A 12,049-nucleotide genomic window follows, 5' to 3' on the forward strand; every position below is an offset into this window, starting at 1 on the left:
TCAGACCTCCTGGGCCGTGGTGTGTGGCACGCTATCGGGAATCAGTTCGTGGGGCGTCAGCTCGCCACCCTGTGTATAGGCAGCCTTGATGCGGGCTTCGGCATCAGCAGCGCTGTCTTCGTCGGCCGCATGGATACGGGCGATGGGAGTGTTGCTGTCGAGCATGGCGCCCAGGCCTGCCAGACGATCAAAGCCAACGCGGTGGTCGATGTTGTCGGTGGGCATAGCGCGGCCGCCCCCCAGTGCAACAACAGCCATGCCGACGCCGCGCGTATCAATAGCCGAAACGGCGCCAGGCTCATCAGCAAACACGTCGCGGATGATCGGCGCCACCGCCAGATGGCTGTCGATGTTGTCGATAAAGTCGCCCGGTCCGCCCAGAGCATGCACCATGATGCCGAAACGCTCGGTGGCGCGCCCACTATTGAGCGCGGATTCGGCCAGCATGCGACCAGCATCAACCGTGGCAGCAACGCCAGTCATTTCCGCGACGGTGGCGCACAGGGACAGGGTCACCTCGCGCAGGCGTGGGTCCTGATGGCGGCCGGTGAGGAAGTCGACTGCGTTGCGGACTTCGAGACCATTGCCTGCAGCACTGGCAAGTGGTTCGTTCATATCGGTGATAAGAGCACCGGTCTTGAGGCCCGCGCCATTGGCGACCTCAACGAGGCTCTGTGCCAATGCGCGCGAGCGTTCCAGCGTCGGCATGAAGGCACCCGAGCCTGTCTTGACGTCGAGCACCAGCGCGCCAAGGCCTGCAGCAAGCTTCTTGGAGAGAATAGAAGCGGTGATCAGGGCGATGGATTCCACTGTGCCAGTGACATCGCGAATGGCGTAGAGCGCCTTGTCTGCAGGCGCGAGGTCTGCCGTCTGGCCGATGATGGCGCAACCGGCCTGCCGCACGACCTGACGGAACAGGTAGTTGTCAGGCTGGGTCTGATAGCCGGGAATGGCATCGAACTTGTCGAGCGTGCCGCCGGTGTGGCCCAGGCCACGGCCCGAGATCATGGGCACGTAAATGCCCATGGCTGCCAGAATTGGCGCCAGCATCAGGCTGACATTGTCGCCAACACCGCCGGTGGAATGCTTGTCGGCCACCGGGCCTTCGAGATCAGACCAGTCGAGCACTTCACCGCTATCGCGCATGGCCAGGGTGAGCGCAACGCGCTCAGGCATGCTCATATCCTTGAAATAGACCGCCATGGCTAAGGCTGCGGCCTGGGCATGCGAGACGCTGCCCTTGGCAAAGCCTGCGATAAAGGCGGCTATCTCATCATTGCTGAGCGTGTGGCCGTCGCGTTTGCGCGCGATAACCTCTTGGGGCAGAAAGACCATTCAGTGTCCTGACGAAACTCGGTACAGACGGACGGGCGACGGCGTGCGAGCGATGACTCGCTTGGCTTCGAGGTCGAGTTGCACGCATTTGACCCACCAGCCTGCGGTGTCGCCACCAGGAAACAGGTCCTGGGGCAGGTGCGGTTTGACGGCAGCGATGACGTCGGCAACAGTTTGCCCCGGCGGTTCAGTGGACAGAACCTTGAGCATCGCGTCGCGCATGGCCGTGTATTTGGCCGCATCGACACGATAGGTCTTGCCGGGTTGGCCGACGTTTTCGACGTCCATCTTGTCGTCCATGATCAGGCTCCGTATGGAATCCAAACGTTCTTGACCTGGGTCGCCTTGGCAAGGAAGTAGTCGCCCTCAAAGCGGCGGTCAGCGAGATCATAGTAAAGACCCCGGCTGGTCCAGGTCTGCTTGAGATTGGTGATCGAGACCTTCTCGACCATGGCCGAGCTCTCTGCATCGCCAGCATACCACAGTCCGTCAACGCCATCATGCTCGGCCAGGGTCTTGGCGAGGCTGACACTGTCGCCGGTGACGATATTGATGACGCCCTTGGGCACGTCAGAAGTTTCAATGACCTGATACAGGTCGGTGACGGACAGCGGGGACTGCGCCGAAGGTACCAGCACAACCGGATTGCCCATGGCCAGCGCCGGGGCGATCAAGGCAATCGAGCCCAACAAGGGCCGCGATGGTGGGGCGACAATACCCATAACACCCAGCGGCTCGACCATGGCAGCCGCCACAGCGCGCAGTGGCGGATTGTGCACAGCACCGTCATATTTGTCAGCCCAGCCGGCAAAGGCAAACAGACGCTCTACCGAAAGCGCGACTTCTTCGACACCGTTCTCACCAGTCTGTGCCTTGATGCGATCAGCGAATTCGTCGCGGCGGTAGTCGAGATTTTCTGCCAGGAAATAGAGTATCTGGGCCCGGCTATGGGCTGCAGTCGTGGACCAGCCGAGCGCCGCGCGCGCGGCTTCGACGGCGTTTCGGATATCCTTGCGATTGCCATCGCCGACTTCGCCAACAAGCTTGCCGGACGGATCGTACACGGCACGGGAATAGCCGCTATCGGGGCGCGACTGCTTGCCGCCAATATACATTTTTGCGGTCTGGTCGAGATGCCCGCTGTCGAGTGGGTTTGTCGCCTTGGCCGCAGCGATCTTGGGGGCTGGCGCTGGCTTGAGGTCTTTTTCCCAGGCTGGCTTGAGATAGGCACTCATGCCTTCACGACCGCCTTCGCGGCCGTAGCCGGATTCCTTGTAGCCACCAAAGCCAACAGCGGCGTCGAAATTATTGGTGCCATTGATCCAGACCACGCCTGCCTTGATCTGGGGCGCGATATCGAGCGCGAGATTAATGTTCTCGCTCCAGACGGTGGCAGCCAGACCATATTTGGTATTGTTGGCAAGTTGCACGGCCTCTTCGGGCGTACGGAAGCTCATGGCGACCAGAATGGGTCCAAAGATTTCCTCGGCCACCAGGGTGTTGGCGGGCGAAACATTGGTGACCAGTGCGGGCTTGAGGAAGCAGCCGCGCGCAGGCATCTGCCCATCGGGTTCATAGACTTCTGCGCCTTCAGCAATGCCGCGCTTCATCAGATCCTTGATGCGCTCGACCTGAATGGGGGCGATCATGGCGCCGATGTCGATGGACTTGTCGAGCGGGTCGCCGACGCGCAAGGTCTGCATGCGCTTTTTCAACTTGGTGATGAAGCGCTCTTCAATGCTCTCCTGCACCAAAAGGCGCGAGCCGGCGCAGCAGACCTGGCCCTGATTGAACCAGATCGCGTCGATCAGGCCTTCAATGGCGCTGTCGATATCAGCGTCTTCAAACACGATATAGGGCGACTTGCCGCCCAGCTCGAGGCTGAGACCCTTGCCCGACCCTGCGGTGACGGCACGGATGGCCTTGCCCACATCGGTCGAGCCGGTAAAGGCGATCTTGTCGATCCCCTCATGGGCGGTGATGGCCTGACCGGTGCCGCCTTCGCCGGTGACGATATTGACCACGCCCTTGGGCAGGCCGACGCGCTCGCAGATTTCAGCGAACAGCAGTGCGGTCAGCGAGGTAAATTCTGCGGGCTTGAGGATCACCGTATTACCCGCGGCCAGCGCCGGGGCAATCTTCCAGGCCAGCATGAGCAGCGGGAAGTTCCATGGAATGATCTGTCCGCACACACCATAGGGCACGGCATCGGGGAATTCACGGTTCAGATGCTGGGCCCAGCCAGCATGGTGGTAGAAATGGCGAGCGACCAATGGGATGTCGATATCGCGGCTTTCGCGGATCGGCTTGCCGTTGTCCATGGTCTCGAGCACGGCGAACAGACGGGCATGCTTCTGCACTGCGCGGGCAATGGCGTAGAGATATTTGCCGCGCTCATAGCCCGACAATGCGCTCCAGCCCTTGAAGGCGGCGCGTGCCGCTTTGACTGCTGCGTTGACGTCCTCGGCAGTGCCGTCGGTAATCTGCGCCAGGCTTTCGCCAGTCGCCGGATTGTCTGATGAGAAGGTTTTGCCCGGCTTGGTCCATTTGCCATCGATGAAGTGACCGAACTTACGGTCATGGGCATCGAGCCAGGCAATGGCCTGATCGGGGCCTTCAGGGGCCGGACCATAATCGAGCGACTGGAATATCTGAGCGATCTTGTTCATGTGTGGCCTCCTTCAGAGTGCCGGTATTTCTCATGGAGATCGACTGGACCTCCTCCCTGCCCGTTCCTTTGGAGCGGACGCGGCGCGCCTCGCGCCTAAACCATGGGTTGCCGATAATCGGCAGAATAGTGACCGGTCAGGCCATGTTCGATCTGGCGCTCGATGTCGGTGAGCAGGCTTGAAGCACCAAAGCGGAACAGATGAGGCTGCAGCCAGTGGGTGCCCAGCTCTTCCTTCATCAACGCCATATAGGTCAGCGCATCCTTGGTCTTGGAAATGCCACCCGCGGGCTTGTAGCCGATCTCGATGCCGGTCTCTTCGGCAAACCAGCGGATCATGCGGATCATGGTCAGGCTGGTGACCAGATTGGCGTTGACCTTTTCCTTGCCGGTCGAGGTCTTGATGAAATCGGCACCGGCCATCATGCACACCAGGCTCGCCTTGGCGACATTGGTCTGGGTAGCCAGTTCGCCTGTGCCCAGAATGGTCTTGATATGGGCGTTGCCACACGCCTTGCGGAAGGCGCGGACCTGATCGTAGAGCGCCTGCCAGTCATTGCGCAGTACCATGCCGCGTTCGATGACGATGTCGATTTCGGCCGCGCCATCGGCGACCGACATCTCGATCTCCTTGAGCTTGGTTTCGATCGGCGCCAGACCATGCGGGAAAGCCGTGGAGACAGCTGCAACGGGAATGCCCGAGCCTTCCAGCGCGTCGACAGCCGTTTTGACGAAGCTGTGGTAGACGCAGACCGCGCCGGGCAGGATACGCAGATCGCCCAGATCAAGCTGGTCGAGAATGTCCTGACGCAGCGGGTGCAAGGCCTTGGCGCAAAGCCGTTCGACGCGACCATCGGTATCGTCAGAATTGAGCGTGGTCAGGTCGATCATGGTGATCGCCTTGAGCAACCATGCGAGCTGATAGTCCTTCTTGACCGTGCGACGCGCACCGATAGAGCCGGCACGGCGCTCGAGCGCCGAACGGTTCATGCGGACGCGTTCGACCCAATCGAGATCGAGCGGAAAACCGGGATTCCTTTTGTGCGGAATGTGGGGCTGGCTGTTGTCGACGACGCGCAGGCTCATAGTTCCTCCACCAGCGCGGGTATCAGCTGTTTCAGCTTGGCCGCGCCCTGTACCGCCATGGTTTTTGTATGCTCATGGCTGATGTTTTCGCTCGACAGGCCGGCACCCATATTGGTGATCGAGGAGCAGGCCCAAACTTTCATGCCCAGGAAACGCCCGAGAATGACTTCTGGTGCCGTCGACATGCCGACGGCATTGGCGCCCAGGCGCACGGCCATCTGGATTTCGGCCACCGTTTCGAAGCTAGGGCCAGAATACCAGAGATAGATGCCTTCGCCGAGCTTGATGTCGAAACGGTCCGCAACGGCATGCGCCTTGGCGCGCAAAGCGGGGTCGTAGCAATCGACCATGTTCACAAAACGGCGCTCAGTTGGTTCACCGATCAGCGGGTTCATGCCAGCATAATTGATGTGATCGGAGAGCAGCATCAGATCGCCGGGCTGAAACCGCTCGTCGAGCGAGCCAGCCGAATTGGTCAGCAGAAGGGTCTTGGCGCCCAGCTCTGTCATGGCTTCAAGCGCGGGGCGCATGGCAGCGGCATTGCCGTGTTCGTAATAGTGCTCGCGCCCCGTCAGGATGGCAACACGCTTGCCCCCCATGGTGCCGATCAGCAAGTCTCGGCCATGCCCGGACACGCCCCCGCCGGGAAACCCCTTGAGCTCGGAATAGGGAATGGTCACCTTGTCTGTCAGCAGCTCGCCGATGGCCGACAGCCCTGAGCCGAGCACAATGGCGGCGTCGATGGGCTGATCGCCGGCAATCTTGCGGATTGTCTTGGATGCCTTGGTCATTTCGAAAGATACTCCGGGCCGAAACTATGCGGCAGCAAATAGTCGAGCGTGCAGGTAAGCGGATCGCCGTCGACACCGTGGGAGATCACCTCCACATCAAGATCGGCAAACTCGCGGATGCGCTGGCGGCAGCCACCGCAAGGGGTGACCGGTGCGGCGCCCGTGCCGATCACATAGATGCGCTTGATGCGTTTGCCACCCGCCGCGATCATCGCCGAAATGGCGGAGGCCTCGGCGCAATTGCCCTGCGGGAAGGCCGCATTCTCGATATTGCAGCCGGCGTAGATCTGACCGTCATCAGCCAAGATCGCTGCACCAACGGCAAAGTTGGAATAGGGCGAGTAAGATTTAGCGCGAATAGCAGCCGCGGCCTCGTACAAGGCCTTGTCCGTTGCAGTGTGTGTCATTGTCTGACGCCAGCGTAGCCGCTAGCGCTCCTTGGTATAGGGGACGCCGCCAGCCTTGGGGCCTACAGCCTTGCCGATAAAGCCCGCCAGCAGAACCACTGTGAGCACATAGGGCAACGCCTGAATGGCCTGTACGGGCACTTCGATACCGAACAGCTCTGCGCTCTGCAGACGGATCTGCATTGCATCCAGAAAGCCGAACAGCAGGCAGGTAAACATGGCCGGGACAGGCTTCCACTTGGCAAAGATCAGCGCGGCCAAAGCAATAAAGCCCTTACCCGCCGTCATGTTATTGCCGAAGCCCGAGCCTTGGGCGATGGAGAAATAGGCGCCGGCCAGCCCGCACAGCAGACCGGTGATGATAACGGCTTGAAAGCGCAGTTTGACCACGGAGATACCGGCGGTATCGACGGCCTTGAGGTTTTCACCCACAGCGCGCAGCCGCAGGCCAAACCGGGTACGGAACAGCACGAACCAGGTTACCGCCACCATGATGAAGGCGATATAGACCAGCAGGTAGTGGCCCGATAGCAGGTCGTAGTAGATTGGCCCGAGCACGGGCACGCCCTGAAGCTGTTCGGCGAATGGCAGGGTGATCGGCTCAAAGCGGCCGCCATCGCCCAGCGGCGGGGTGCGCCCGCCCTGATGGAACCAGGTTTGCCCCAGAAATGTCGTCAGACCAGCCGCCAGCATGTTGATCGCAACGCCGGCAATCAACTGATTGCCCTTGAGCGAGATTGCGGCAAAACCCTGCAACAGTGCGGTGGCCAATGAGACGAGCATGCCGGCTGCAAGGCCCAGCCAGGCCGAGCCTGTAACGGCGGCGACGGCACCAGCTGCGAACGCGGCAGCAAGCATCTTGCCTTCAAGACCAATATCGAACACGCCAGCGCGTTCGGAATACATACCAGCCAGGCAGGCGAGCAGAAGCGGGGTGGACAGGCGAATGGTCGCGTCCAGAATGGAAAGGGTTGCTGAAAGATCCATCGGTCAGCTCTCCGTCTTGGCGGTTTCCCGCTCGATGGCTTCAGACTTTTGCTCAGGTGAGAACAGCATGAAGCTGCGCTCCAGAGAGGGGCGGAACAGCCCTTCCATGGCACCGGTGAACAGGATCACCAGCGCCTGGATCACGACAATCATTTCCTTGGTGATGGCGGGAATAACGAATTGCAACTCCTGACCACCCTGATAGAGGGCGCCAAACAGAAGCGATGCAAGCAGGATGCCGATGGGATGGTTGCGGCCCATCAGGGCCACAGCGATGCCCACGAACCCGGCACCTGCGACAAAGTCGAGCACGAGCCGATGTTGAACGCCCATCACTTCGTTGATCGCCACCATCCCGGCCAGTGCGCCGGAAATAGCCATGGTGATCATGATCATCTTGGAGTTTGAAATACCCGCGTAGCGGGAGGCGGTCGGGTTGGCGCCCAGTACCCGTACGGCATAGCCGAACTTGGTGTGCCAGATCAGGATGTAGACTCCGATCAGGGCCAAAACCGCAATGACGATGGACAGGTTTACCGGCGAGTAGCCAAAGAATGAGCTGAACTCGCGCAGCTGCGGCACGCGGCCACCCATCTCGATGGTGTCGGATTCAGGTGCCATGCTGCTGGCAGGCTTGAGCACGCGATTGACCATGTAAACCATCAGCGCGGCGCCGATGAAGTTGAACATGATCGTGGTGATCACGACGTGGCTGCCGCGCTTGGCCTGCAGATAGCCGGGAATGAAGGCCCAGAAGCCGCCAACGGCCGCAGCGGCCAGAATGGCCAGCGGCATGGCGATCAGCCAATGGGTCTGATCAAGCGCCAGCGCGACAACAATGGCGCCAAGCCCGGCAACATAGGCCTGTCCATCACCGCCAATATTGAACAGTCCGGCATGGGCGGCAACGGCCACGGCCAGGCCGGTGAAGATGAAGTTGGTCGTGTAGTACAGCGTATAGCCGAAGCCGTCGCCATAGCCGAAGGCGCCGTAGATGATGACCTGAATGGCGTGCAGCGGATTTTCACCCACCAGCAGCACCACAAGACCGGACACCAAAAACGCCAGAAGCAGGTTGATCGCGGGCAGCAGGGCCACATCAGCCCAGCGCGGAAGAGGTCTACGGGCGCTCATTGGGCGGCCTTCTTGTCGTTGCCGATACCGGCCATCATAAGGCCCAGCTCGCCTTCAGTGGCGGTGGCTGGATCGGCTTCACCGACGATCTGGCCGTCAAACATCACCAGGATGCGGTCGGCCAGAGAGCGGATTTCGTCTAGCTCGACCGAGACAAGCAGGATCGCCTTGCCCTCGTCGCGCATCTTGATGATCTGATTGTGGATGAACTCGATGGCCCCGATGTCGACGCCACGCGTGGGCTGACCAACGACCAGCACATCGGGGTCGCGCTCCATTTCACGTGCCAGCACGATTTTCTGCTGGTTGCCGCCGGAGAACAGCGAGGTTTTGAGATTGATATTGGCCGGTCGCACGTCGAACAGTTCGACATGTTCGGCAGCACGCTTTTTGGCGGCCTTGATGTCGAGGAAGCCGTTGATGCCGTATTCGGGACTGTTCTGGTAGCCCAGGATGGCATTTTCCCATTCGGCAAACTGGGTCACCAGACCCATGCGCTGACGGTCCTCGGGCACATGCGCCAAACCCGCGGCGCGGGCGCGCGAAGCGCCATCATCGCCGGCCAGCGAGAGGGTGACACCCTTGAGGATAATATCGCCCGCGGACTGGTCACGCATGCCGCTGACGGCCTCAAGCAGATCGCTCTGGCCATTGCCGGAAACGCCGGCAATACCGACGATCTCGCCGGCGCGTACCGAGAAGCTGACATTCTTGACCCGGGTGACACCCATGTCGTCCTTGACGACGAGATTGTGCACTTCGAGCAGCTTTTCGCCGGGCTTGGCCGGGCCTTTTTCGACTTCGAGCAAGACGTGGCGACCGACCATCAGTTCGGCGATCTCTTCGGGGCTGGTGTCGGCGGTCTTGAGGGTGGCCACCATTTCGCCCTGACGCATCACCGACACGCTGTCGGTAATCGCCATGATTTCACGCAGCTTGTGCGTGATCAGGATAACTGTCTTGCCCTGAGCGCGCAGTGTTTCCAGCACGCGGAACAGATCGTCGGCTTCCCTTGGCGTCAGCACGCCCGTGGGTTCGTCCAGAATCAGGGTTTCAGCGCCGCGGTAGAGCGCCTTGAGAATTTCGACGCGCTGCTGCTGTCCGACCGAGATGTCCTCGATGATCGCATCGGGATCGACCTCAAGGTCATATTCGGTTTCGAGCCGGTTGAGCTCCTGACGCGCGCGGTCAAGGCTGGGCTTGATGAAACCGGAGTCCTCGGCGCCCAGAACGACGTTTTCGAGAACCGAGAAATTATCGACCAGCATGAAGTGCTGGTGCACCATACCGATGCCCAGTGCCAGAGCATGGCGGCTATCGGTGATTTCCTGCTCGGTGCCGTTGACGCGGATGGTGCCGCTGTCGGCCGTGTAGAAGCCATACAGGATGGACATCAGCGTGGATTTGCCAGCGCCATTCTCGCCCACGATACCATGGATGGAGCCCCGCGCGACCTGGAGGTCAATGTCCTTGTTGGCGTGAACAGCGCCAAATCGCTTGTTGATTTTCTCAAGCTGAATTGCCCAGCCATTGGCCGGGGCGGATGCAGCGGCCGTTTCCGGCCGCTGCGAGTTCATTGAGTCGTCTTGGCTCATCTAGCTGGGCTTAGAGCGGGCAGGTTGAGTCGGTGGTGTAGTCGTGCACGACCAGCGCACCGGACTGGATCTGAGCCGAGAGCTCGTCAACCGTGGTCTGCATATCGGCAGTGATCAGGTCGGCGTTGTTCTCGTCCAGCGAGTAGCCAACACCGTTTTCAGCCAGACCAAGCACGGTCAGGCCGGGCTGGAAGGTAGCGTCATCGGCGGCTTCGGTCAGAGCGTTCTGCACAGCCACGTCAACGCGCTTGAGCATAGAGGTCAGCACCGAACCGGGCTGGAGGTAGTTCTGGTTGCTGTCGACACCGATCGAGTACTTGCCGGCATCCTTGGCAGCCTGAAGCACGCCAAGGCCCGAGCCACCAGCGGCAGCGAAGATCACGTCAGCGCCGTTATCGATGGCAGCCTTGGTCAGTTCGCCAGCAGTCACGGGATCATTCCAGGCAGCTGGAGTGGTGCCAGTGTAGTTTTCGATCAGCTTGATGTCAGCGTTGACGGCCTTGGCGCCCTGAGCATAGCCACAGTAGAACTTGTGGATCAGTGGAACGTCCATGCCGCCAACGAAGCCGACCGTGCCGGTTTCGGACTTGAGTGCGGCCAGAGCGCCGACCAGGAACGAGCCAGTGTGCTCATCAAAAATGATCGACTGCACGTTTGGTGCGTCAACGACGGTATCGATCACGACGAAATTGGTGTCGGGGAATTCTGGCGCCACAGCGGTAAGCGCAGCAGTCCAGGAGAAGCCAGCCATAACGATGGGGTTTGCACCCTGACCAGCAAAGCGGCGCAGAGCCTGTTCGCGCTGGGCATCGTTCTGCAGTTCAAGATCAAGGAAGCTGCCGCCGGTTTCGGCCTTCCAGGCTTCGGCACCGTTATAAGCGGCTTCGTTGAACGACTTGTCGAACTTGCCGCCCAGATCATAGATGACTGCGGGGTCGGCAAAGGCAGTGCCTGTGAGGATCGCGCTCAGCGCAACGCCGCCAGCAACAGCCTTGGTAAAGGTGGAAAATTTCATCGAGTTCGTCTCCCTGTCTCGCACGCTCGCGCTGGCAATACGCTCCAGCGGACACTCGGCGTGCTCTAGGCAGCGATACAACCGTGCAAATGCAGCACTTGCAAGATGGAATCGCCCATTTTTTTCCGATTGGTCAAATTTTGGACATCAAGCCTGCGTGCTACGCGGCGATTTGCCCAAACTATCGGCCAGAGCTACCAGCGCGACAGGACGGACTGGAACAGGCCCTCGAGATCAATATCGGGCGAGAACACCACCAGAATGGCCAGGGAGCCAATAGCGAACAGGGCGATCGTGTCTCTTGTGCGGGAGGTCATTACAATTTGTTTCAAGGTTGAGCGAATGCGGAGGCATTCCCTACTGCATTGAGACCGTCCGATTGTGATGGTTTGAGGGCAGATGCGGGCATGGTTAGCGCGCGCTTAATTGCTGCCGGCGTCCTCCTCGACCGGCAGCGGGGTAACCTCAGCACCCATGGCCGCGCCGAACCGCTCAAAGAAGCCGTCAATGATCTTCTGCGCCGAATTGCCGATGATTGCCTTGCCCAGCTTCATGATCTGGCCCGACGCACCGCCCTTGGCGTCAAACACCAGCAACGTCTGCTCGCCGCGATCGGAGAGAACGATGTCGGCCGAGCCTTCAGCCAGACCGAGCAATCCACCCTTGCCCCGCCCGGTCAGCGTATAGCGCTCCGCTGGCACGATGCCGGTCAGGGCCAGATCGCCTTTGAAGACGGGGTGCACCACGCCAAGATTGACCTTGATCTCAAGATCCAGCGTGTCCGCGCCGGACCAGGCAATCTTGTGACAGCCCGGAATCGCCGCCTTGAGCATGGCGGTGTCGTTGAGTGCAGCCCACACGGCCACGCGCGGGGCGGCGACGATATAGCGTCCACCAAAGTCCATTAGCGGCCACCTTCGCGCTTATGTTGCATGACGGCCCTATTGTGGCCGCGATACCACCAGAAACACTTGCTTGCCATAGTTGCGGGCCTTGCTCTTTACGTGCGGCTTTTTCGCACCAATATGGTC

At 60.4% G+C, this 12,049-nt stretch carries 12 protein-coding genes; all 12 read right to left on the minus strand.

The genetic code is table 11. The annotated features are described in order from the left end of the window. Nucleotides 1-1,335: a thymidine phosphorylase gene (gene deoA / locus AC0L37_RS15790; protein ID WP_282222688.1), complete on the minus strand. Its 1,335-nt coding sequence runs from the start codon at nucleotides 1,333-1,335 to the stop codon at nucleotides 1-3. Beyond that, the gene (locus AC0L37_RS15795; protein WP_212659534.1) at nucleotides 1,336-1,635 is read right to left on the minus strand and encodes a DUF6958 family protein; all 300 of its coding nucleotides are present in this window, start codon (nucleotides 1,633-1,635) and stop codon (nucleotides 1,336-1,338) included. Between the two features lie 2 nt (nucleotides 1,636-1,637). Continuing rightward, nucleotides 1,638-4,004: an aldehyde dehydrogenase family protein gene (locus AC0L37_RS15800; RefSeq protein WP_282222687.1), complete on the minus strand. Its 2,367-nt coding sequence runs from the start codon at nucleotides 4,002-4,004 to the stop codon at nucleotides 1,638-1,640. 95 nt (nucleotides 4,005-4,099) lie between these two features. After that, nucleotides 4,100-5,089 (minus strand): deoxyribose-phosphate aldolase, encoded by a 990-nt coding sequence (deoC, locus tag AC0L37_RS15805; RefSeq protein WP_212659532.1) that lies wholly within the window; start codon nucleotides 5,087-5,089, stop codon nucleotides 4,100-4,102. Then, nucleotides 5,086-5,880: a purine-nucleoside phosphorylase gene (locus AC0L37_RS15810; protein ID WP_282222686.1), complete on the minus strand. Its 795-nt coding sequence runs from the start codon at nucleotides 5,878-5,880 to the stop codon at nucleotides 5,086-5,088. The genes deoC and AC0L37_RS15810 overlap by 4 nt, the downstream gene beginning before the upstream one ends. Next, nucleotides 5,877-6,287 (minus strand): cytidine deaminase, encoded by a 411-nt coding sequence (locus tag AC0L37_RS15815; RefSeq protein WP_269370641.1) that lies wholly within the window; start codon nucleotides 6,285-6,287, stop codon nucleotides 5,877-5,879. Before AC0L37_RS15815 ends, AC0L37_RS15810 begins: the two co-directional genes overlap by 4 nt. Nucleotides 6,288-6,308: 21 nt before the next feature. Next, the gene (locus AC0L37_RS15820; protein ID WP_473313327.1) at nucleotides 6,309-7,274 is read right to left on the minus strand and encodes an ABC transporter permease; all 966 of its coding nucleotides are present in this window, start codon (nucleotides 7,272-7,274) and stop codon (nucleotides 6,309-6,311) included. Between the two features lie 3 nt (nucleotides 7,275-7,277). After that, nucleotides 7,278-8,408: an ABC transporter permease gene (locus tag AC0L37_RS15825; RefSeq protein ID WP_269370640.1), complete on the minus strand. Its 1,131-nt coding sequence runs from the start codon at nucleotides 8,406-8,408 to the stop codon at nucleotides 7,278-7,280. Next, on the minus strand, nucleotides 8,405-9,985 hold the full coding sequence (locus AC0L37_RS15830) for an ABC transporter ATP-binding protein (RefSeq protein WP_282222685.1): 1,581 nt from the start codon (nucleotides 9,983-9,985) through the stop codon (nucleotides 8,405-8,407). The genes AC0L37_RS15825 and AC0L37_RS15830 overlap by 4 nt, the downstream gene beginning before the upstream one ends. A 28-nt stretch (nucleotides 9,986-10,013) precedes the next feature. Next, entirely contained in the window at nucleotides 10,014-11,018 is a 1,005-nt protein-coding gene (locus AC0L37_RS15835) for a BMP family lipoprotein (RefSeq protein ID WP_212659527.1), read from the minus strand. A 194-nt stretch (nucleotides 11,019-11,212) separates the two neighbouring features. Further along, the gene (locus tag AC0L37_RS15840; RefSeq protein ID WP_282222684.1) at nucleotides 11,213-11,335 is read right to left on the minus strand and encodes a hypothetical protein; all 123 of its coding nucleotides are present in this window, start codon (nucleotides 11,333-11,335) and stop codon (nucleotides 11,213-11,215) included. Nucleotides 11,336-11,440: 105 nt separating this feature from the next. Next, nucleotides 11,441-11,923 carry a CoxG family protein gene (locus AC0L37_RS15845; RefSeq protein ID WP_282222683.1) on the minus strand — a complete coding sequence of 161 codons (483 nt, stop codon included), beginning with the start codon at nucleotides 11,921-11,923 and terminating at the stop codon, nucleotides 11,441-11,443. Nucleotides 11,924-12,049 lie beyond the last annotated feature (126 nt).

It is taken from the genome of Devosia sp. J2-20 (assembly GCF_055808475.1).